Genomic DNA, 22,121 nt, shown 5'->3' on the forward strand with positions numbered 1-22,121 from the left:
AAATACTGCTAATGGTAAGGGCTCCCCTACTAATAGTTGGGTGTTTGGCTCTTACTCTATACAGTCTTTTTCAGATCTTATCTCTATTGTTCCGTGTTCTGCCGTGGGTTCCGTTGCTAAAAGATTTTGATTAGTTAATGTTACCGGTTGGTATTAGTGAGTCACATGGTGTATCACGTAAAGCAAAAAAAGCGTTACCTCTTTCGAGATAACGCTTTTTAATTCAATAGGTTAACTAAGGTTTCTTAGTTCATGCCGTATTTTTTGAGTTTTTTGCGTAAGGTGCCGCGGTTGATGCCCATCATATTGGCGGCACGGGTTTGGTTACCACGGGTGTATTGCATGATCACGTCCAGCATGGGGGCTTCAACTTCGGCGAGGACCAACTCATACAGCTCAGTTACTTCTTGACCGTTTAGCTGGGACAGGTAATTACGCAGCGCTTGGTCTACTGAGTTGCGCAAGGGGCGCTGGGTCGGCTGCTCAGAAGTAGGAGATTTAGTGGTAGTAACCAATGCATCAGGAGTTGTCGTTTGTTCGAACATATTTAGTCGGCTCTTCTTTTGTTCGTTAAGCTATATTCGCGAAATAATGCCCTAAGGCGTCAAGCTGGTGCTCGGCGTCTGTAATAGCATTAAATTCACTGCGAAAGTCACGGCCCGCAGCACTATCTTTTAGGTACCAACCCACATGTTTTCGGGCAATACGCACCCCCATCACTTCACCATAAAAAGCGTGTAGTGCGATAAGGTGCTCCCGGATCATGGCGCGCTCCTGCTCCTTATGAAGCGGCTCAGGAAGAGTACCCTGTTCAAGATAGTGGCGGATTTCTCTAAAAATCCATGGCCGTCCCTGGGCAGCCCGGCCAATCATAATGGCATCAGCGCCTGTGTCATCCAGTACAAAGCGCGCTTTTTGCGGGCTGTCGATATCCCCATTAGCAATAATGGGGACTGAGACGGCGTGTTTTATTGCTCTAATGGTATCGTATTCGGCTTCTCCCCGGTACATGCAAGCGCGGGTGCGGCCATGCACGGCTAAGGCCTGAATACCACAATCTTCGGCAATACGAGCAATGTGCACGCCGTTGCGGTGGTCAGGATCCCAACCAGTACGAATTTTTAGGGTTACGGGAACCGATACTGCATTCACTACAGCGGTAACAATTTCTTGTACCAGCTGTGGGTATTGCAACAGGGCGGACCCTGCCATTTTTTTATTCACTTTCTTTGCTGGGCAGCCCATATTAATGTCGATTATTTGCGCGCCTTGGTCTACGTTAAACCGAGCGGCATCGGCCATTAATTCAGGGTCTGCCCCTGCAATCTGGACGGATCGAATACCTGTTTCCCCTGCATGATCCATGCGCCGTAGCGATTTTTCAGACTGCCATACCTTGGGGTTCGACGACATCATTTCAGACACGGCCATACCCGCGCCCATGCGTAAACACAGAGTGCGAAATGGTCTGTCAGTTATGCCAGCCATCGGTGCCACCAATAATGGGGTAGACAATTTGTAAGGACCAATTTCCATCAGGTAACAGCTATCTTTGCTCAGGGTCGCGTATATTACGCATTTTTTATGAGTCTGAAAAGGTCATAATTTGAGCAATCGATAAATATTTATAAGTCAAGATGATGAAGTGCCTTTTTATGGAAAAAACGGCACTATTGAGACTGAAAATAGGCTTGATTTAATATAAACGTTAGCGTTTGGTGCCGTTTAAGCGAGCCCACTCTTCACGCAGCTTAGGCGTATCCATAGTGAACCATTGCTGATAGAGGGTATTTAAGCCCTCGGCTTGGCTATCGAGAATACCGGATAAGGCTAATTGACCGCCAGGTGTAACTAAGCTGCTAATAAGAGAAGAAAGCTCTTTTAACGGGCCGGCTAAAATATTGGCTACCACAATATCAGCGGTTAAATTTTTGGGCTGATCTTGAGGTAAATACACTTGTAGCCTGTCGGCTACGCCATTGCGTTCGGCGTTATCGCGGCTGGCTTGCAGTGCTTGGGGGTCTATGTCGATACCTATCACTTGTTTGGCGCCAAGTTTTAATGCTGCCAGCGCTAAAATCCCTGAGCCACAGCCAAAGTCGATTACGGTTTTATCACTTAAATCTTGGCCGTCTAGCCATTCTAGGCAAAGCGCGGTGGTGGGGTGAGTACCGGTACCAAAAGCCAAGCCTGGGTCTAGCATTACGTTTACCGCGTTTGGGTCGGGCACATCGCGCCAGCTTGGGCAAATCCACAGGCGATCGCCAAAGCGCATAGGGTGAAAGCTGTCCATCCACTCGCGCACCCAATCTTTGTCTTCTAGCTGCTCAATTTTATAGCTCAGATCTTTGCGATAAAATTGTTTGAGAAAGTGAATGATGGGATCAGGATCAGTAGCAGCATCAAACATCCCCACCACCACAGTGTCATCCCACAGTAGGGTTTCGCCGGGTAGGGGTTCGTAGACGGGCACGTCTTCGGCATCCATATAGGTGACGGCCTGCGCACCGCGACCCATCAGCATATTACTGACCTTGTCGGCGGTTTTTTCGGTGGCATTAATGCGAATTTGTATCCAAGGCATGGCGTGACTTCATTAAGAGGTAAAACCCAGATTCTAGCATAAAAACCCAGCGTCGAGCACCCAGCGCCCGGCGCCAAGCCAAACAAAAAATTAAAGGCCGTTCAGCCACGAAACCCGCAGAACAATAGCAATTAAAGCTGAAAGTGATCATTAATGGTGAGCGCTAAAGTCCCTATGTTGGCCGTCATGCCGGTACTGAATCAAGCTCTGCATGACGGCATAAACACAACACCACTTTGTCGGCTGTTAGGTGCTGGTCTCGTGCTTGGCGCCGGGCGCTGGGTGCTCGGTGCTGCTCTCTGCTCTTCCAAACAAAGCCTGCACTTCGGCACAAGGAGCTGGGCTGAGTAGCGAGCCGATGAAATAAGCCAAGCCAGATAGTACCAAGCTTGGCACTATGGCATGCATGCCAAAGAGCTTAATGCCTAAGGTGGCGAGGACGGCATAACTAATCGCGCCCGTTAGCATTGAGGCCAAGGCGCCTGTGGCTGTGCCGCGCCACCAATAGAGGCCGAGTACTAACGGCCAAAAAAAGATGGCTTGTAGGGCTCCAAAGGCCAGCAGGTTCAGCCAAATGATCATATCGGGTGGGCTAAGGGCGGCCCAAACAACAATGACGCCGATCACTAAGGTCACCCCACGGCTGGCTCTTTTAATCAACTGCTCTGAGGGGGGCTTACGGCTTAAATAGTTGAGGTATAAGTCTTTAACCAGTGTGGCTGAGGCTTGGATTAACTGTGAGTCTATGGTCGACATAATTGCCGCCATGGGGCCGGCTAAAAATAAGCCAGCCACTACCGGCGGCAGTACGGTGAGCATTAGCGTGGGCAGCACCTTATCGGGTACGGTCAGCTCAGGCACCAGTACGCGGCCAAGGGCACCGGCAAAGTGCATACCAAACATCAGTAGTGCACCCACTAGAGTGCCAATCATAATGCCCCTGTGCATGGCTTTGCTGTCTTTATAGGCCAAACAGCGCACAGCCGAGTGGGGTAGGCCAATCACTCCAAAGCAAACCAGTACCCAAAATGACAGCATAAAACTGCTGCTTAAAAAATTATCTGGGCCTTGAGGGGTCACAAGCCCGGGATCTAGGGCAGCCAGCTGGCTAAAGATGGCGCTGGCACCGCCACCTGCGTGTAATACCCCCACAACGAGCACTACAGTGCCAATTAACATCAAAATGCCTTGCACAGCGTCGGTAAGCACCACAGCCCTAAAGCCGCCAATGAGGGTGTATAACAATACTGTACTGGCAAAGATAATTAAGCCGTCTTGATAAGAAAGGCCGGTGACGGTTTCAAGTAGTCGAGCCCCGCCAATAAACTGCACCACCATGGTGGCAATAAAAGCGGCTAATAAGCCTAAGGCGGCCAAAATCACCACCAATGAGCTGCGATAACGCGCATACAGCATGTCGTTGATGGTTAGGGCATTGACGCGTCTGGCAATATACGCAAATTGTTTGCCTAATACGCCCAGTGTTAGCCATACGGTTGGCACTTGGATCATGGCCAGTAATACCCAGCCTAGCCCCATACTATAAGCCGCTCCTGGTCCGCCAATAAAAGAGGAGGCAGAGGCGTAGGTGGCCACCATAGTCATGGCCAACACAAAGCCGCCCATAGAGCGATTACCTAAAAAGTAATCTTGTATAAAGCTACCTTGTTGTGGCTGACGGTTTAAATATAAGCCCAAGCCAAGCATGAGGAGGAGGTAGCTAATAAGAGGAACAATAAGGTTAAGATCCACTGAGGTTATCTCGTTTTAAATGAGGGTCTTGCACAGGTGTGTGAGTGTTTAATGGCTCAGGGGTGCTGAGTGCCACGCTGCTAAAGCAGTAGCGCACCATTAGCAGGCATAAACCAACAAACAGCAGTGGGTTAAATAAGCAGCTTAATAAAAACCACAGCGGCCAGCCACCCAAAGTTAGATTGGGGGGAGTGGCATAGGCGCTTAGCCACCAAGCCAGCATATACAGCAGGGCTAACCCTAGGCTTAATAATGCTTCTCTGCGGGCGACAGTTACAATCTTGTTCATTCGACTAAAGGTCCTCTTCGCAGCAGTGCAGAATAACATAAAAAACGGCGCCCTAGGGGCGCCGTTTTATCACACGAAAAAGAACAACAATTACAGGCCTAGTTTTTTCTCTAGGTAGTGAATGTTAGTACCGCCGTTGCGGAAATTTTCGTCACGCATAATTTCTTGGTGCAGAGGAATATTGGTTTTAATTCCCTCAATCACTAACTCGTTTAACGCGTGAGTCATGCGGGCAATGGCTATGTCACGGTTTTCGCCGTAGCAAATCAGCTTGCCAATCATGGAGTCGTAGTAAGGCGGTACTTTATAACCGGCATAAATATGCGAGTCCCAACGTACGCCTAAGCCACCCGGTGAGTGAAATAAGGTAATTTCACCTGGGCTTGGAATAAAGCTTTGTGGATCTTCGGCGTTAATACGACACTCAATGGCATGGCCATGTACGCTAACTTGTTCTTGCGTAATAGACAGTGGCATACCCGCAGCAATGCGCAGCTGCTCTTTGATCAAGTCGACACCAGTGATCATTTCGGTAATAGGGTGCTCAACCTGAATACGGGTGTTCATTTCAATGAAATAAAACTCGCCGTTTTCGTATAAGAACTCAAAAGTACCGGCACCACGATAGCCAATATCAACACAGGCTTTACAGCAGCGTTCACCAATAAACTTACGCATGGCTTCAGTAATGCCAGGGGCCGGAGCTTCTTCTACCACTTTTTGGTGGCGGCGTTGCATAGAGCAGTCGCGCTCGCCTAAGTGAATGGCTTTGCCTTGGCCGTCTGCCAAAATCTGAATTTCAACGTGACGTGGGTTTTCTAGGAATTTCTCCATGTAAACCACATCACTGCCAAACACAGAGCCGGCTTCGGCTTTGGTCATGGTAATGGAGGTTTCTAGCTCACTTTCGCTGCGCACTACACGCATACCACGACCACCCCCGCCAGCGGCGGCCTTGATGATCACCGGATAACCGATGCGCTTAGCAATAGAGGCGTTCTTCTTCGCATCGTCGCTAATTGGGCCATCTGACCCAGGCACACAGGGTACGCCAGTTTTTTTCATGGCGGCAATAGCAGATACTTTGTCGCCCATTAAACGAATGGTATCGCCGGTTGGGCCAATAAACACAAAGCCCGATTGCTCTACCTGATCGGCAAAGTCGGCATTTTCTGCCAAAAAACCGTAACCTGGGTGAATAGCGACGGCGTTAGTGACTTCAGCTGCAGCAATAATTGAAGGAATATTCAAGTATGACTGGTTAGACTGATTGCCACCTATACAAATGGACTCGTCGGCCAGTAATACGTGTTTTAGTTCTCGGTCAGCCGTAGAGTGCACGGCTACCGTTTTAATCCCCAGCTCTTTACAAGCACGTAGGATGCGCAAGGCTATTTCACCGCGGTTAGCGATGACTACTTTATCCAGCATGAGACTTCCTTTATTCGATGATGAACAGCGGCTCGTCAAATTCTACCGGTTCGCCATTATCAACCAAAATAGCTTTAACTACGCCGCCTTTGTCGGCTTCAATTTGGTTCATCATCTTCATGGCTTCAACGATGCACAGGGTGTCACCGGCATTCACGGTTTGACCCACCTCAACAAAGTTTGCCGCTCCTGGGCTAGAGGCGCGGTAGAAAGTACCCACCATAGGAGAGCGCATTGCATGACCACTAATTTCGGCAGCCGCTGACTCTTCGGTGGCAGCTGGTGCTAAAGCCGCAGCCATGGGTGCCGCAGGTGCGGCTTGAACCTGTTGATACTGAGGCTGCATTACCGCTTGTTGTTGACCAGGATTACCGTAACGGCTAATGCGTACAGACTCTTCACCTTCAGCAATTTCTAGCTCGGCAATACCAGACTCTTCAACCAGTTCGATCAGTTTTTTAATTTTACGAATATCCATGAGTATTCTCTTATTATGTGGGTCTTAATGAGTAAATTATGAAGGGTGGCGCAATTGTCTCGCCGCCGCTTCTAGGGCAAATTCGTAACCATGAGCGCCTAAGCCACTGATCACTCCTACTGCTTTGTCGGCTAAGTAAGAGTGCTGGCGAAAGGGCTCACGGGCATGCACATTGGATAGGTGCACTTCAATAAACGGAATGTTTACTCCTAATAGCGCATCACGAATGGCAACACTTGTGTGTGTAAACGCGGCCGGATTAATAATAATAAAATCCTGCTGTCCATAAGCTTGGTGAATTGCGTCAATCAGTTGGTGCTCCGCATTAGACTGAAGGTGGCTGAGCGTGATGCCAAGCTCGCTGGCCTGCTGAGTGAGCCTATTAACAATATCGTTTAGGCTATCTTGGCCATAGATGCCGGGCTCGCGCTGGCCCAATAGATTTAAATTAGGGCCGTTAAGCAACAAAATTCGGAAATTATCGGCCATTGTGCAGCAATCCTCGTCTATCTTGCGGTGTTTATAGGTAATTACAGAGAGACTAGCCGTTTTTACCCAGTACTGGCAAATAAAATTGTTCGACTCGCCTCATATTGGTTAATTATAGTGATTTCGTGGAAATTGGCAGCAAAATACTGGTCTAATCACTAAATAATCTGTCAATTACTCTAAGGTGCTGGCTGAATAACGGATAAAGACCAATAAAAGACCGCTGCTGTTAACCCTTTATCGACCAGTAAAACGAATATGGGCGATATTTCTGTGATCTATGTGATATTTTACTACTTTAATGGGCTTTTATTCTTAAGAGAGCTTGTGGTTGAGTGATACCCATCTACCCCGAGCGTAGGGCTGAATTTATTCGATCTCTTTAGGCCTTGCTATGGTTTTTATACCAATCTGTAAAACTAACTGATCAAAACCTTTCGCCACGGAATCCACGGAATCCACGGAAGAACACGGAACAATAGAGATAAGATCTGAAAAAGACTTTATAGGGTAAGAGCCAAACACCCAACTATTAGTAGGGGAGCCCTTACCATTAGCAATATTTGATTCGTTATCACTTTCGCTCTTGCCTTTTCCGTGTCTTGCGTGGCAAAAATAGTCCTTAGTTTTCCAGATTGCTATGAGCAGCCTGATAGCTCTTTATGTTTAGCATAATAAAAACGTCGCATAAGCGACGTTTTGGTTTCGTTGTATGTGATTAGCGCCAGTTAAGACGCTCGGCCGCGCTCTTCAATAAGGCGATCCACCACTGCCGGATCGGCCAGCGTGGAAGTATCACCTAAGCTGTCGGTTTCTCCGGTGGCAATTTTACGCAAAATTCGGCGCATAATTTTACCGGAACGCGTTTTTGGTAACCCTTCGGCCCAGTGAATAATATCTGGGGTGGCAATTGGGCCTATCTCTTGTCGTACCCACATTTTAATGTCTTTGTGTAACTCAGGGCTTGGCTCTTCACCGTCGTTAAGGGTGATATAAGCATAAATGCCTTGGCCTTTAATCTCGTGAGGGACACCCACAATGGCGGCTTCGGCAATTTTGGAATGCGCCACTAAGGCCGATTCAATTTCGGCGGTGCCCATGCGATGCCCTGATACGTTAAGCACGTCGTCTACCCGACCGGTTATCCAGTAGTAGCCATCTTCATCACGTCTGGCGCCGTCACCACAAAAGTAGGTGCCCGGAAACGTAGAGAAGTAGGTTTGTTCAAACCGATCGTGATCGCCATAAATGGTACGCATTTGGCCAGGCCAAGAGTCTAAAATGACCAAGTTACCGTCTGTGGCTCCCTCTAGAATAGTGCCTTCACCGTCAACCAAGGCCGGTTGTACGCCAAAGAAAGGGCGGGTGGCGCTGCCGGCTTTCAGTAGCGTTGCCCCCGGCAGCGGCGAGATTAAAATACCGCCGGTTTCGGTTTGCCACCAAGTATCAACAATGGGGCAACGTTCTTCGCCAATGACGCGGAAATACCACTCCCAGGCTTCTGGGTTAATGGGCTCACCGACCGACCCCAAGATACGTAGGCTACTGCGACTGGTGCCTTCAATGGCTTCATCGCCTTTGGCCATAAAGGCACGAATAGCGGTGGGTGCCGTATAAAGAATGTTAACTTGGTGCTTATCAACAATCTGACTCATACGGTTGGTTTTAGGGTAATTGGGCACCCCCTCAAACATTAAGGTGGTGGCGCCGTTCGCCAGCGGACCATAAAGAATATAAGTATGGCCGGTAATCCATCCCACGTCGGCGGTGCACCAATGCACATCGCCTTGGTGATAATCAAAAATATATTCAAAGGTTAATGAGGCATACACTAAATAGCCGCCAGTGGTGTGTAATACGCCTTTAGGGGTGCCGGTAGAGCCAGAGGTATACAAAATAAACAGCGGATCTTCGGCACTCATTTCTTCGGGTTCGCAGTGATCGTCGACTGTGGCTATGGCCTCATGCCACCAAATATCGCGCGAAGCGTCCCAGTTAATATTGCCACCGGTGCGTTGATAGACAATCACTTTGCAATCAGGGGGAATGCCTGGTTTGGCTAAGGCGCTGTCGACGTTTGCTTTTAGCGGCACGGCTCTACCACCGCGCAAGCCCTCGTCTGCGGTAATCACCAGTTTAGCGTCTGAGTCAATCATGCGGCTGGCTAGGGCATCGGGCGAGAAGCCACCAAATACCACTGAGTGCACAGCCCCAATACGGGCACAGGCAAGCATAGCCACGGCGGCTTCCACTACCATGGGCATATAAATGCTGACCACGTCGCCTTTTTTTACCCCTTGGGCTTTGAGTACGTTGGCAAAGCGGCAAACTTGCTGATGTAGCTGGCGATAAGTGACTTTTTTATCGTCTTCTGGGCTATCGCCTTCCCAAATAATAGCGACTTCATCGGCTTTGGTGGCTAAATGACGGTCAATACAGTTAGCGGAGAGGTTGAGGGTGCCGTCTTCAAACCACTTAATGCTGACATGACCAGGATCGTAAGAGGTGTTTTTAACCTTGGTATAGGGTGTTATCCAGTCTATGCGTTTGCCTTGCTCGCCCCAAAATTGCTCTGGGTTGGCAATCGACTCTTCATACATGCGCTGATAGCCCGCATCGTCTACTAAGGCATGTTCAACAATATGAGGCATAACAGGATGAAGCTTAGTTTCGCTCATTATTCCGCTCCTTGGTGTAATAACCAACAACCCTAGGGATAGCTTATCGGTAAAGGGTATAAGGTTTATGTCACAATTATTATGCAATTAAGGTGGCGCAGAATATTTTTGCGCTCAATTAGACCTTTAGCTAACCATATACCCATTACTAACATAAATTTTTGTCATTGTTATGGTTTTGTATGGTAATTGTGTGCGCCTTGTTCAATTTTTATCCGTTAATGCGCTCACTTATAATAAAAAGCGCTCGGCAAAATAGATGACGACCCCATAGCGGGTGGCTTTGCCAATAAACACCAATAGGGTGAAAGGCATCAGGCGTACTTTCATAATACCGGCAATAACAGTGAGAGCGTCGCCGCCAATGGGCGCCCAAGACAGTAATAAAGTCCATATACCAAAGCGTTGAAAACTTGCTTGAGCGCGCATTAGGGATTTTTCTTTGATGGGAAACCAGTGTTTATGGCGATAATGCAATAAGTACTTGCCAAGCCACCAGTTGATGATTGAGCCTAAGGTATTGCCTATGCTGGCTAATAACCAGAGTAATAAGGCGGCATCGGGCTGGCGGGTAAGCACGGCGGCTAACACCACCTCAGAATAAAACGGCGCCACAGTGGCGGCCAATAAGCTGGCGCTAAATACAATCAGGTAATCAAGCATTAGGAATAAGTCGCTCAGCTGGCGCGGCCTTGGCTTTGCTCACTAAATGGCGAAAAATCGCCCGCTGGTTGGCGAGATAAGGCAGGTATTCAGGGTGCCATTGTACCCCTAAAATGGCATGTGCCCCCTGATATTCAATGGCTTGTACAAAGCCATCCACATCAGTCACCGTAATTTGGCATTTGGCACCTAGGCGCTTAATAGCTTGATGATGCAGGCTATTAATGCGCCACTGAGACTGGCCTATTAGCTGATACAAGAGGCCATTTTTTATACTCAATGCTGTTTTACGGGGTAATAAGGTGCGACGGTTAGAGGTGAGTTGGCGCAAGGGGCGAATGTCTTGGTGTAACGAGCCCCCTAACACTACATTGATCAGTTGGGCGCCACGACAAATGCCCATGAGTGGTAACTGCGTGCGCAATGCATGCTGGATCAGGTCTATTTCAAAGGCGTCGCGCTGGGCATCTGCTGGGGCACGTCCAGGATCGGCTACATAGGGTTCTAAACCCGACTCTTCCGCATATAAAGCCGCGTCTATATCGTCGCCGCCACCAATAATCAGCCCTTGTAACTTTGCTCTTTTATGGGCCTGAAAGCGGGAAGGGGTGAGGCGCAGCGCTTTACCGCCCGCTAAAAAAATGGCAAAGCGGGTGGCCCACCACGCCCAAGGTAAGCGGCTGTCGGGGCCGGTGACGCCAATCAGTGGCCTTTTAGGGGCGTTTAATTGAGCCATTGAGTTACCTTATATTTCCAAGGGTCTAAAAAGTCTGGGGTAAGCTGGTCTAAGTGAGCGACATAATGCTGGCACACTTGAGCCAGCTTTTGCTCATCATTGGCCAGAGCTTCTACCTGTAGCCAACCTTGCCAAGCATGAGCAAATGACCAATGCGGGTTATCTATATCTGAATTGGGCAGTCGATAATGTAGGGTGGGTCTTTTATTGACTTTGGGGTCTTGTACCACGCTTTGCACTAAGGCTTCATCGTGCCATGCCAGCAGGGGCAACAAATCGAGTGAGCGGTTACGACTGGGGTTAAAGGCTAAGTAGTCGATGCTAAAAGCCGATAAGGTGGGCCAGTACTGAGCATCAATTACTATACGGCGGTATTCTTGACTAAAGGCACGAATATAAGGAGACATTTTACGCGCCGCCACTATGTCTTCGTGGGTCTCTAGCCAGTCATGTAAGCATAAATAGGCTTTAACATAGCGTAGTAAGGTGCGGCTGTCGGTATTAGGTAACTCTGGGTTTAAGTGTAATCCAAAAGCATAGTGCAGGGCATGGCGAGTGCCTTTAGCGCCGGCTTGTGCCAGTTGGCTAAACAAAGGCGTTAAGCTGTCGAGTTGCGATAATGCCAAGGGTGGGCTGACTAGCTCAAGGGGCACCAATTGAAAAGCCAGACTGCCTAATAGTTCGGTGGCCGCCTGCTCTAACTCGCTGGGTGCTTGCTGGCGCTGATCGCGTGCGAGGCGTTTTAAGTAGTCAAAGTCGAGCTCTGCTCTAAAGGTGCCGACCGAGGTGGTGATGTTAGTTTCATAGTCTGACACCGGTTGTAACTGGCCATTAAACGTTGTTGCTATTATGTCGGCCAGTGTGTGCAAAGACAGGCCATTTAGCTCCAGCTCTACCCCGACGCGGCGCTCATGCCCTTGGGCTGTATGTGTGTGTACGGGTAAGCTGAGGGGCATGCTGCTTCCTTATGAAATGCGCGATAAATGCCCAATATGCATTAGGCTGCGTGTTGTAACCACCCATAACCGGCAAAGCCAAGCCAACTGGCGATAAGTAGAGCCCAAGGTAGCCAAGAAGAGGAGGGGGCCGCTGATGCTTGGGGCTCAGGCGTGCTGACTTCCTCGGTTGGCGCAATACGTTCAGCGCGAAGACGCTGTTTTTTGGCTTTATCAGCTGCTCGGGCATGTACTTTTTGCTGCTTTTTATATTCGTCTATGCCTTTTTGAATGCCTTGAGCAATCAGCTTGGTTTGTTCTTTTGTCTGTCCAGGCCTTTGGGTCGCCTTAGCCATGCGTTCGGCCTCAGCTTGCGTTTGTGGTGACACCCTGGGTTTAGGTTGTTGATGAGATGCCATATTATTGTGCAACATTATTTAAGTAATGAATATCCATGCTAAATATAGCCAATAATAAAGTAGCAGCACTGCTATAAAAGCCCAAAGCGTCTTGTTGTTTACATTGATTGGCAAAGGCGGGCAGTTCATTGAGTAGCACTTGATTGGCCAGCTCTCTTTGCTGATCAAGTAAGGCTGTGCGTGTTGCTTCATCAGCAGCTGAAATGGCTTTTATGCTGAGGGTTGCCATCATCTCAAGGTGATTAGCGATACTTAAGGGATCGTCATCGGGCAGTTGTGTGCCGTGTTCATGTAGCAGTACGCTAATAAATAACAGGGCATCTTGACTACTGTCACTCACCGTTGAGCTATCAAGCAAGGCTTGCTGTACAAATAACTGCTGGTAATACTGGCTTAGCTCTTGTTGTGGCTGGGTGAGCGCTAATACGTTATCTGTCTGTAAGCGAAAGGCTTCAGTTGCTTCGCGTAAAGGATCAAGCGTGGCTAAGCTGTTTAAAAAAGCGTGCATGTCATAGCCACCAAATTGCTTAATTTCATCCTCTACTAAAGGAGCCGAAAATAAAGCGGTAAACCAAGAATAGAGTTCGGCTCGGCGCTGTGAGGTGACCTTAAAATCTTGCATATATTCCCCAACGAGTGTGGCTATTATTGTGTATTAGAAATGAGCGAAGTTAAGCTGGGCTCAATTAATATAATGCTATTCTATCGGCTTTATCAGCTAGATCTACCCCTGTTATGCGGTGAAATAAGTCATGAGTGAGTCCTGTGCTTGGGGCTTCTATTTTACGTAAAGATAAATAAGTGTCGTTAACTGGGTGAGCGGGGCTAGGCTGAACGCAGCCTAAAGGGTAAACTTAAGGGATAAGGGTCGATTGATCCTATCCCCCCATGAGTCAGGAGAGACGGATGTTAAAGCGTGACATGAATATTGCCGATTATGATCCCCAGTTGTGGCAAGCAATGTGTGATGAAACTCAACGCCAAGAAGAGCACATTGAGCTAATTGCATCAGAGAACTACACCAGCCCTCGTGTAATGCAAGCGCAAGGTTCTCAGCTGACGAATAAGTATGCTGAAGGGTATCCTGGTAAGCGCTTTTATGGCGGTTGTGAGTATGTTGATATTGCAGAAGAGTTAGCCATTGAGCGTGCCAAACAGCTCTTTGGTGCCACTTATGCCAACGTGCAACCGCACTCAGGCTCTCAGGCAAACTCGGCAGTATTTATGGCATTAGTTAAGCCTGGCGACACTGTTATGGGCATGAACTTGGCTCATGGTGGTCACCTAACCCATGGTTCGCCGGCTAACTTTTCGGGAAAAATGTACAACATTATTCCTTATGGCATTAATGATGAAGGCGTTATTGATTACGAAGAAATGGAACAATTAGCGCTTGAGCATAAGCCAAAAATGATTATTGGTGGTTTCTCTGCTTTTTCTGGGATTGTTGACTGGGCGCGTATGCGTGAGATTGCCGATAAAATTGACGCCTGGTTTATGGTAGATATGGCACACGTTGCGGGTTTAATTGCCACCGGCCACTACCCAAGCCCCATTGAACATGCTCATGTGGTGACCACCACCACCCATAAAACACTGGCCGGCCCGCGTGGTGGTTTAGTCTTGTCTGCATCTAATGATGAAGCGCTAGAGAAAAAGCTAAACTCAGCGGTTTTCCCTGGTGGCCAAGGCGGCCCCCTAATGCACGTGATTGCGGGTAAAGCGGTGGCCTTTAAAGAAGCCATGGAACCTGAGTTTAAAACATACCAAGGTCAGGTGTTGAAAAACGCCCAAGCCATGGCCGCCGCTTTTATTGAGCGTGGCTATAAAGTGGTGTCTGGCGGTACCCATAACCACTTGTTCTTGGTTGATTTAATCGATAAAGGGATCACGGGTAAAGAAGCTGATGCCGCCTTAGGTAAAGCCTTTATTACGGTAAATAAAAATGCCGTCCCTAATGACCCGCGCTCGCCTTTTGTGACCTCAGGTATTCGTATTGGTACACCAGCAGTCACACGTCGTGGTTTTAATGAAGCCGATGTGCGCCAACTGGCCGGTTGGATTTGCGATGTGTTAGACAATATCAACGATGATGCTGCCATTGCCGGTGTTAAAGAGCAGGTGCAAGAAATTTGTCGTCGTCTGCCTGTTTATGCCTAAATGGTGTAAGCTAAAAGATGAAAAACGGGGCCAACAGGCCCCGTTTTTTTTAGCGACTCAGCGGTACGCTTTACGTTGACCGCTGTACGAAAAAAAACACACCGATTTTAAATATGGCGTGGTTTGATGGTTTTTTGTGCCGCTGCGCGCCACCGGCCAGCTGAAGCGGCCTCTACATTTTTGCACCATGTTAACGTAGGTGTTTTTTGTCATTGCGGTGGCACGCCAAGCAATTTGTGCAGTATGTAAATTTTGGCATTGCTGTTTTTCTTTAAGCTAGGCGCTCGGCGCTGCTTTTAAGCCGTTACTAGCATTCTTATGTCTGCTTATTTACACTAAAGGCCGATTTTTAGCCCTTGGAGGCACTATGCACTGTCCCTTCTGTCAAGCAACCGATACCAAAGTGATTGACTCGCGCTTAGTCGGCGAGGGCTTGCAAGTGCGTCGCCGGCGAGAATGCTGTGCCTGCAAAGAGCGCTTTACCACCTTTGAAAGCGCTGAGTTGGTCATGCCAAGGGTGATTAAAACCAACGATGTACGTGAGCCTTTTAACGAAGATAAGTTAGAAGCCGGCATGTTACGTGCCTTAGAAAAGCGCCCCGTGAGTATAGAAGCGATCGAACAAGCTGTTTGTCGCATTATGTCTCAATTGCGCGCCACTGGTGAGCGCGAAGTGAAGTCTGAATATATTGGCAACTTGGTGATGGAAGAGCTCAAGTTGCTTGATAAAGTGGCCTATATTCGCTTTGCCTCTGTGTATCGTTGTTTTGAAGATTTACGTCAATTTGGTGAAGAGATCGCCCGGCTGGAGCAATAAGTGTTTAATTCTCAAGATGCGACTTACATGGCCCGAGCTTTGGCACTCGCCGCGCGCGGGCGCTTTACAGTTAGCCCTAACCCTGCGGTGGGCTGTGTGCTGGTGAATAATAACCAGATAGTAGGAGAGGGGTATCACCAACAGGCTGGCGGCCCTCATGCCGAAGTGTTTGCCCTGCGCCAAGCCGGTGCAGCTGCCAAAGGGGCAACGGCCTATGTCACCTTAGAGCCTTGTTCGCATTATGGCCGCACGCCCCCCTGCGCTCAGGCCTTAATTGATGCGGGAGTAACACGGGTGGTTGTGGCAAGTGAAGATGCCAACCCGCAAGTGTCTGGCAATGGCTTGCGCATGTTGCAAGCGGCGGGCATAGAGGCCAAGGCCGGCTTAATGGCCGCAGAGTCAGTAGCCATTAACCGTGGCTTTATGCACCGTATGCAAACCGGTTTGCCTTGGGTAACGTTAAAGTTGGCAGCAACCCTTGATGGGCGAACCGCACTGGCCAATGGTGTAAGCCAATGGATCACAGGCCCTGCGGCTCGGCGCGATGTACAACACCACAGAGCCTTGAGCTGTGCCATTTTATCCGGTGCCGATACGGTATTAATGGATAATGCCAGCTTGAATGTGCGTTGGCATGAACTGCCACCTTATGTGCAGGCAGATTACACAAATGTGACCCCTGATGATGCAGCCCCCCCCACAGTGCGCCAACCGCTGCGGGTAATTATCGATACTCAAAATCGTCTCACCCCTTCGCTGACATTATTTAGTGTACCAGGGCCAATATTACTGGTGCGCGGACAAATAACCGGGGGCTTTAGTGAGCAAGTGGAAGAGTGTGTACTAACGCTAACCGCTAGCAAGCAGCTTGATTTATCCGCTTTGCTAATAGAGCTTGGTCGTCGCCAGATCAACTCACTCTGGGTTGAAGCAGGGGCGCGCTTAGGCGGTGCACTGTTAGAAAATGAACTGATTGATGAACTGGTGCTGTATCAGGCGCCTAAATTAATGGGCAGCCAAGCACGAGGACTCTTTGATGTGCCAGAGCGTATTGCAATGAGCGAGGTCACTCAATTGCAATGGCAAGATTGCCGCCAAGTGGGTGATGATATTAAACTGACCGCTCGATTTATCAAAAGCTGATATCCCTGGTGTGCAGTGTGGCTGTCGGCGACCCTGGCCGCCGACAGTATGATCCATAAGCCGTTTTATGAAGATCACTAGATCTTAGATACCTAAGGAACAAACTCATGGCGTTAAGTAATACCCAAGACATCATCGACGATATTCGTCAGGGAAAGATGGTTATTTTAATGGATGATGAAGATCGCGAAAACGAAGGCGACTTGATCATGGCCTCGCACCATGTGCGCCCAGAAGACATTAACTTTATGGCCAAATATGGCCGTGGCCTGATTTGTTTAACGCTGACCGAAGCGCGTTGTCGCCAGTTAGATATTCCACAAATGGTGAGCAATAACACCGAACAGTTTTCTACCGCCTTTACCGTGTCTATTGAAGCAGCCGAAGGCGTCACCACAGGCATTTCTGCCGCCGATCGTGCCCGTACGGTACAAGCGGCAGTGGCACCTGAAGCTAAGCCGAGTGACTTGGTGCAGCCTGGGCATATTTTTCCCCTAAAAGCGCAAAATGGTGGTGTGTTAACACGTGCCGGTCACACCGAAGCCGGTTGTGATTTGGCCCGCTTAGCGGGGTTAGAGCCTTCAGCTGTCATTGTAGAAATATTAAACGAAGACGGCACCATGGCGCGTCGCCCCGACTTAGAAGTCTTTGCTAAAGAGCATGATATTAAGCTTGGGACCATTGCTGATTTAATTGAATACCGTAATCAGCATGAGACTACCATTGAACAAGTCTCGCGTTGTAACTTACCCACTGAATTTGGTGATTTTGAGCTGGTCACGTTTAGAGACACCATTGATAATCAAGTACACTTTGCCCTTAAAAAAGGCGAAGTGAACGCTGAAGAGCCGACTTTAGTGCGGGTGCATATTCACGATATGTTTACCGATGTACTAATGACTGACCGTCACTCTGCCCGTACTTGGCCGCTCAATAAGTCAATGCAGCGTATTGCTAACGAAGGGGGTGTGATGGTGATTTTAGGCCGTGAAGAAACGCCCGATCATTTATTATCACTGGTGCGCCAGTTTGAAGCTGTAGATAAAGGCAAGCGCCCAGCAGCGGCTAAATGGCAAGGGACTTCACGCCGTGTAGGGGTAGGCTCACAAATATTGCAAGCCATGGGCGTGGGCAAAATGAAGCTATTAAGCTCGCCTAAACGCTACCATGCACTGTCAGGATTCGGCTTAGAAGTCGTTGAGTATATCGTTGATTAGTGACAGATTTTTATAAGCATTTTGATATGGAGAGCCTCAATTGACACTTAATGCCATTATAAAAGAAACGGCCCCCAACCCGACAGCTTGTGTGATTTGGCTGCATGGCTTAGGGGCCAATGGCCATGATTTTGAGCCAATAGTGCCCGAGTTAGGTTTGCCCGCAGGCAGTGCGGTGCGCTTTATTTTTCCTCATGCACCACAAATACCGGTGACCATTAATGGCGGGCATCGGATGCCAGCTTGGTACGATATTATGGCCATGAATTTAGACCGTGAAGTGGACGAGCGTCAGTTGCGGGCATCGGCACGTGCCATTCAAGGTATTATTGACCAACAAATAGCCGAGGGCATCGACAGTCAACGCATTATATTGGCCGGCTTCTCTCAAGGTGGGGCTGTGGCCTATGAAACGGCGCTGAGTTGTGAGCATCCCCTAGCAGGCTTGGTTGCCATGTCGACTTACTTAGCCACTGCCGATACGGTGCAGCGCCATCAGGCGAATCATTCATTACCGATTAAGGTCATGCACGGCACCCGCGATGCAGTGGTCCCCTTAGTGCTTGCAGAGCGAGCTTGTGAGCAGTTGCAACAATGGGGATACACGCCTGAGTTTCACTCTTATTCGATGGAGCACAGTGTGTGCGCAGCAGAAATTGCCGATATTAGTCGTTTTCTGTGTGAGTGTTTAGCGCTGCATCAGTAAGCGACCCATTAGGGCGAGGTGTATTGTTCGCCCTATTTTATGTTAACGATTAAGGAAACCCATGACTGAAAACGAGTTAATTACGGCACTGCAGCAGTGCCCAGAACAAGTGAGCTTTGCTGATGCCTTGGCAGTAATAGAGGCAAACTATGACTTTACCCCCACCGCTTTTACCAACGGCGGCTTAAGTAATGAAGCGGGGCAAAATAATGGCTCATGCAAAATTTTTGCCTTTGGCCAATTGCATCAACTGACCCCAGATCAAACCTTAGGGTGTTTTGGTGAGCACTATCGAGACGTGTTATTGGACTTAGCCGGTGATGGTCACCAAAATATCCGCCACTTTATGCAACACGGGTGGCAAGGTATTGAATATCAAGGTCAGGCATTAACCGCTAAAGAATAGTTCCTTGCACCAAGCCAAACACAAGGCAGTGAATGTTGGCTTGGTACTAGGCACTAGGTGTGTGGCGCTGACTTCTTCTTAGGCGATACCAAGTGAGTAGGCTGGCGCTGCGATAGCTCAGTAGTGCGGTTAATATCAATATACAACCGACAACTTTTTGTGCCGGCATGGGTTCGTGATACCAAAAAACACTGATTAATACCGTCCATATCGGCTCTAGCATCATAATCAGTGCCGCATTCCCCACATTGCTGTATTTTTGGCCCAAGGTTTGGCTGCCAAAACGCAATGACGTTGCCAGTAGTACACTGGCAGCAAACCATCCCCAAGTGACCGGCGCTATCTGCGCTGGCCATTGTTCAAATAGCCCTGAATAAAGCAAATGCACAAGTCCTACCACGGCCAGCTGAATGCAGGTGAGCGCCACAGGATCGATGCGCCGCGCAAAGCGACTGTTTAAATTAAAATACATGGCCAAAGAGAATGAAGCGGCTAAAAAGAATAGCTGCCCTTTAGAAAAGCTTAAACCATTACCCATAGTCAGTAAAAATAGTCCCAGCACGGCAATGGGCAGGGCGACCCAAAATGAGCGCGTAGGGCGCTCTTTAAATATCAGCCAAGCTAATGGTGGCACCAGCAACATGGCCAAGCTCATAATAAATGCGCCTTCACCTATGCCATCACTGTTAGATATTCCCTGAATCCAAAACACTAAGTTTAAGGTCATCACCAAGCCAATGGCTGCGGCTTTAAGCAATAACCCAATAGACAGTGTGAACAGCTGTCGATAGCAAAAGGGCAGCATAATGATGGCGGCCAGCAAGAAACGCCAGCCAATAAACCCAATCGGAGGTAAGCCGGCAATGGCTTCTTTTGAGAATAGCCAGCCTGCCGAGGCGAGCAGGGTAGCCATGAGTATCAATAAATCACCTCGACGTTCTGGCAGCATAAGTACCTCTATATTGTGTGAAAGTTCAAAGAAAAAGTAAGGCTTTGGTTTTATATAAAGTGCAGCTTTGCCATATAAATATCTTATAAATAGTATTCTTGGCCGATATTTGGCAAGTGTTGGGGTATTCTATCGCAGAGTTAGCTATTAAGTAGCGGTTTGTTGTTTATTTTATATGGTCTGTGTTCACAAAAGGCGCTGTTGGGCTGAGAAGGAGAGCGTGCACATCTTGATATAAGTGATTTATGCTTGCATCGTGCAGGAGGTAAGACGTGATAGCATAAGTTCGTCATCTAATGACTTTTGTCACCCTCAGGTTGTGTTAGAATACGGCCACTTTTTGTCTACACAGGGATTCCCATGAAGGTAATCGAAGGGCTTATGGCCGCTCCCGAAGCCAAGGTGGCGATCGTTGTCGCCCGCTTTAATAGCTTTATTAACGACAGCTTGGTGGCTGGCGCATTGGATGTGATCAAACGTCAGGGACAAGTCAAGGACGATAATATTACGTTAGTTAAAGTCCCTGGTGCCATTGAAATGCCATTGGTATGTAAAAAGCTAGCTAAAACCGGTCAATACGATGCGATAGTGGCATTGGGGTGTGTAATCCGTGGTGGAACCTATCACTTTGATTTGGTTGCTAATGAAAACAGCGGCAGCATGGCGCAGGTCATGATGGATCAAGAAATACCCATTGCCTTTGGGGTATTAACTACCGAAAACATAGAACAAGCCATTGAGCGTGCTGGCACCAAGGCGGGTAATAAGGGCGCAGAAGCCGCCCTCAGCGCACTTGAAATGATTAATGTCCTGCAACAGCTGGACTAAGAGGAGTACTGCATTGAAACCGTCCGAACGCCGCAAGGCCCGCCGTCTCGCTATCCAAGCCCTTTATCAGTGGCAAGTTACCCAGGATAACGTGGCCGATATTGCCCAGCAATTTGCATTAGAACAAGATACGAAAGGCGTAGATCTGGACTATTTCCGTGATCTCTTGTTTGGCGTCTCTGTGCATGCCAACGAGCTGGATGCGGTTTACTCGCCTTATCTTTCTCGTCCATTATCTGACCTAGACTTGATTGATAAGGCGGTATTACGCTTAGCTTCTTATGAGCTAACGCGACGGGAAGATGTTCCTTATCGCGTCGTAATCAACGAAGCTATTGAACTGGCTAAAGCGTTTGCTGCTGAAGAAAGTCACCGCTTTGTGAACGGTGTACTGGATAAGGTCACCAAGCAGTTGAAAAAATAACAATAAGCACGGGAACAAAGCCAGCAATTGCTGGCTTTCATTTTATATGAATGAATTCGATATAATAAAACACTACTTTACGGTGGCCAGCCATCGTAAAGATGTAGTCATGGGGCCAGGTGATGACTGTGCCTTACTGCAAATGCCTGCCAATACGTTATTAGCGGTAAGTACCGACACCTTAGTGAGTGGTGTGCATTTTTTTGCTGATATGGCTCCTGAAGCGTTAGGTCATAAGGCGCTGGCAGTTAACCTGTCTGACTTAGCGGCCATGGGGGCAGATCCTTGTTGGGTGTCATTGGCACTGACGCTGCCCGAGGTCGAACAAGACTGGATCCAGCGATTTTGTGCGGGATTCTTTGAGCTGGCAGAATATTATAATGTGGCACTTATTGGTGGTGATATGACCAAAGGGCCCTTGTCTATCACTGTCACCGTACAAGGCACGCTACCTGAGGGGAAAGGGTTAAGGCGCAATGGGGCAGAGGCTGGCGATGGTATTTATGTGACCGGCACCTTAGGAGACGCTGCATTAGGGCTACAACAGGCATTAGGTAATATTGAGGTTCCTAAAGAGTACCAAGAGTTTGTACACCACAAGTTTGAGCATCCTCACCCGCGTATTTTAGTGGGGCAAGCACTGCGTGATATTGCGTCTAGCGCCTTGGACTTGTCTGATGGTTTACTGGGAGATTTAGCGCATATTACTCGCGCATCTCACTTGCGCGCAAAAATAGAGCTAGAGCAGATCCCGTTAAGTAATGCGATGCAAGCGTCTGTTTCTCAAGAGCGGGGGTGGGAGTTAGCACTAACGGGCGGAGATGATTATGAATTATGCTTTACCGTACCTGAGCTCTATCGCGGTCAATTAGAAACAGCGTTGGCACATTGTGGGGTTAAGTTTACTCGAGTGGGGCGCATGTTTAGCGGTGAGCCAGACGTTGAGTTATCAGTAGAAGACCAGCCTTATCAGCTTAGCAGCCAAAGCTGGGATCATTTTCGTTAGTTATAAAAGTA

Annotated in this window: 24 protein-coding genes; 9 read left to right on the forward strand and 15 right to left on the reverse strand. The window is 48.5% G+C overall.

The genetic code is table 11. The features are described from left to right. Nucleotides 1–245: 245 nt before the first annotated feature. From fis to ACTHY5_RS01915, 14 genes are all read right to left on the reverse strand, one after another. Nucleotides 246–545 (reverse strand): DNA-binding transcriptional regulator Fis, encoded by a 300-nt coding sequence (fis, locus tag ACTHY5_RS01850; protein WP_208003994.1) that lies wholly within the window; start codon nucleotides 543–545, stop codon nucleotides 246–248. Nucleotides 546–570: 25 nt separating this feature from the next. Then, entirely contained in the window at nucleotides 571–1,536 is a 966-nt protein-coding gene (gene dusB, locus ACTHY5_RS01855) for a tRNA dihydrouridine synthase DusB (protein ID WP_441875585.1), read from the reverse strand. A gap of 172 nt (nucleotides 1,537–1,708) precedes the next feature. Continuing rightward, complete coding sequence (prmA, locus tag ACTHY5_RS01860) at nucleotides 1,709–2,584, reverse strand: 50S ribosomal protein L11 methyltransferase (RefSeq protein WP_441875588.1); 876 nt, start codon at nucleotides 2,582–2,584, stop codon at nucleotides 1,709–1,711. Nucleotides 2,585–2,830: 246 nt separating this feature from the next. Then, on the reverse strand, nucleotides 2,831–4,336 hold the full coding sequence (gene panF / locus ACTHY5_RS01865; RefSeq protein WP_441875591.1) for a sodium/pantothenate symporter: 1,506 nt from the start codon (nucleotides 4,334–4,336) through the stop codon (nucleotides 2,831–2,833). After that, nucleotides 4,326–4,625, reverse strand: a complete 300-nt coding sequence (locus ACTHY5_RS01870) for a DUF997 family protein (RefSeq protein WP_441875594.1) — start codon at nucleotides 4,623–4,625, stop codon at nucleotides 4,326–4,328. The genes panF and ACTHY5_RS01870 overlap by 11 nt, the downstream gene beginning before the upstream one ends. Nucleotides 4,626–4,715: 90 nt before the next feature. Next, nucleotides 4,716–6,056 carry an acetyl-CoA carboxylase biotin carboxylase subunit gene (gene accC / locus ACTHY5_RS01875; protein ID WP_441875596.1) on the reverse strand — a complete coding sequence of 447 codons (1,341 nt, stop codon included), beginning with the start codon at nucleotides 6,054–6,056 and terminating at the stop codon, nucleotides 4,716–4,718. Between the two features lie 10 nt (nucleotides 6,057–6,066). Continuing rightward, nucleotides 6,067–6,534, reverse strand: a complete 468-nt coding sequence (gene accB / locus ACTHY5_RS01880; protein WP_441875599.1) for an acetyl-CoA carboxylase biotin carboxyl carrier protein — start codon at nucleotides 6,532–6,534, stop codon at nucleotides 6,067–6,069. A 36-nt stretch (nucleotides 6,535–6,570) separates the two neighbouring features. After that, a complete protein-coding gene (aroQ, locus tag ACTHY5_RS01885; RefSeq protein WP_441875602.1) occupies nucleotides 6,571–7,023 on the reverse strand; it encodes a type II 3-dehydroquinate dehydratase in 453 nt (150 codons plus the stop codon). 728 nt (nucleotides 7,024–7,751) lie between these two features. After that, on the reverse strand, nucleotides 7,752–9,701 hold the full coding sequence (acs, locus tag ACTHY5_RS01890; protein ID WP_441875605.1) for an acetate--CoA ligase: 1,950 nt from the start codon (nucleotides 9,699–9,701) through the stop codon (nucleotides 7,752–7,754). 231 nt (nucleotides 9,702–9,932) lie between these two features. Further along, nucleotides 9,933–10,364, reverse strand: a complete 432-nt coding sequence (locus ACTHY5_RS01895) for a YqaA family protein (RefSeq protein WP_441875608.1) — start codon at nucleotides 10,362–10,364, stop codon at nucleotides 9,933–9,935. Further along, complete coding sequence (locus ACTHY5_RS01900) at nucleotides 10,357–11,100, reverse strand: gamma-glutamyl-gamma-aminobutyrate hydrolase family protein (protein WP_441875611.1); 744 nt, start codon at nucleotides 11,098–11,100, stop codon at nucleotides 10,357–10,359. The genes ACTHY5_RS01895 and ACTHY5_RS01900 overlap by 8 nt, the downstream gene beginning before the upstream one ends. Then, nucleotides 11,088–12,056 carry an amidoligase family protein gene (locus ACTHY5_RS01905; RefSeq protein ID WP_441875613.1) on the reverse strand — a complete coding sequence of 323 codons (969 nt, stop codon included), beginning with the start codon at nucleotides 12,054–12,056 and terminating at the stop codon, nucleotides 11,088–11,090. Before ACTHY5_RS01905 ends, ACTHY5_RS01900 begins: the two co-directional genes overlap by 13 nt. A gap of 41 nt (nucleotides 12,057–12,097) precedes the next feature. Next, nucleotides 12,098–12,454 carry a DUF2956 domain-containing protein gene (locus ACTHY5_RS01910; protein WP_441875616.1) on the reverse strand — a complete coding sequence of 119 codons (357 nt, stop codon included), beginning with the start codon at nucleotides 12,452–12,454 and terminating at the stop codon, nucleotides 12,098–12,100. A 1-nt stretch (nucleotide 12,455) separates the two neighbouring features. Further along, nucleotides 12,456–13,076 (reverse strand): molecular chaperone TorD family protein, encoded by a 621-nt coding sequence (locus ACTHY5_RS01915; RefSeq protein ID WP_441875619.1) that lies wholly within the window; start codon nucleotides 13,074–13,076, stop codon nucleotides 12,456–12,458. Nucleotides 13,077–13,360: 284 nt separating this feature from the next. Here ACTHY5_RS01915 and glyA point away from each other — a divergent pair, with 284 nt between their 5' ends. The 6 genes from glyA (at nucleotide 13,361) to ACTHY5_RS01945 (ending at nucleotide 18,903) form a co-directional block, all read left to right on the forward strand. Continuing rightward, nucleotides 13,361–14,614 (forward strand): serine hydroxymethyltransferase, encoded by a 1,254-nt coding sequence (gene glyA / locus ACTHY5_RS01920; RefSeq protein WP_441875622.1) that lies wholly within the window; start codon nucleotides 13,361–13,363, stop codon nucleotides 14,612–14,614. Nucleotides 14,615–14,981: 367 nt separating this feature from the next. Continuing rightward, a complete protein-coding gene (nrdR, locus tag ACTHY5_RS01925; protein WP_441875624.1) occupies nucleotides 14,982–15,431 on the forward strand; it encodes a transcriptional regulator NrdR in 450 nt (149 codons plus the stop codon). Further along, nucleotides 15,432–16,574: a bifunctional diaminohydroxyphosphoribosylaminopyrimidine deaminase/5-amino-6-(5-phosphoribosylamino)uracil reductase RibD gene (gene ribD / locus ACTHY5_RS01930; protein ID WP_441875627.1), complete on the forward strand. Its 1,143-nt coding sequence runs from the start codon at nucleotides 15,432–15,434 to the stop codon at nucleotides 16,572–16,574. A gap of 107 nt (nucleotides 16,575–16,681) precedes the next feature. Next, nucleotides 16,682–17,791 carry a bifunctional 3,4-dihydroxy-2-butanone-4-phosphate synthase/GTP cyclohydrolase II gene (gene ribBA / locus ACTHY5_RS01935; RefSeq protein WP_441875630.1) on the forward strand — a complete coding sequence of 370 codons (1,110 nt, stop codon included), beginning with the start codon at nucleotides 16,682–16,684 and terminating at the stop codon, nucleotides 17,789–17,791. 40 nt (nucleotides 17,792–17,831) lie between these two features. Continuing rightward, a complete protein-coding gene (locus tag ACTHY5_RS01940; protein ID WP_441875632.1) occupies nucleotides 17,832–18,497 on the forward strand; it encodes an alpha/beta hydrolase in 666 nt (221 codons plus the stop codon). A gap of 61 nt (nucleotides 18,498–18,558) precedes the next feature. Then, nucleotides 18,559–18,903: a HopJ type III effector protein gene (locus ACTHY5_RS01945; protein WP_441875634.1), complete on the forward strand. Its 345-nt coding sequence runs from the start codon at nucleotides 18,559–18,561 to the stop codon at nucleotides 18,901–18,903. Between the two features lie 46 nt (nucleotides 18,904–18,949). On the opposite strand, the gene ACTHY5_RS01950 is transcribed toward ACTHY5_RS01945, so the two are convergent. After that, entirely contained in the window at nucleotides 18,950–19,852 is a 903-nt protein-coding gene (locus ACTHY5_RS01950) for a DMT family transporter (protein WP_441875636.1), read from the reverse strand. A 360-nt stretch (nucleotides 19,853–20,212) separates the two neighbouring features. On the opposite strand from ACTHY5_RS01950, the gene ribH reads away from it, so the two are divergent. The 3 genes from ribH to thiL are packed head-to-tail and all read left to right on the forward strand — an operon-like array spanning nucleotide 20,213 to nucleotide 22,110. After that, nucleotides 20,213–20,680: a 6,7-dimethyl-8-ribityllumazine synthase gene (gene ribH, locus ACTHY5_RS01955; RefSeq protein WP_441875639.1), complete on the forward strand. Its 468-nt coding sequence runs from the start codon at nucleotides 20,213–20,215 to the stop codon at nucleotides 20,678–20,680. Between the two features lie 13 nt (nucleotides 20,681–20,693). Continuing rightward, nucleotides 20,694–21,104, forward strand: coding sequence for a transcription antitermination factor NusB (gene nusB, locus ACTHY5_RS01960; RefSeq protein WP_441875642.1), 411 nt, complete (start codon nucleotides 20,694–20,696; stop codon nucleotides 21,102–21,104). A gap of 46 nt (nucleotides 21,105–21,150) precedes the next feature. Then, nucleotides 21,151–22,110, forward strand: a complete 960-nt coding sequence (thiL, locus tag ACTHY5_RS01965) for a thiamine-phosphate kinase (RefSeq protein WP_441875645.1) — start codon at nucleotides 21,151–21,153, stop codon at nucleotides 22,108–22,110. Nucleotides 22,111–22,121: the final 11 nt, after the last annotated feature.

The organism is Oceanisphaera sp. (genome assembly GCF_052084945.1).
Lineage (GTDB): Bacteria > Pseudomonadota > Gammaproteobacteria > Enterobacterales > Aeromonadaceae > Oceanimonas.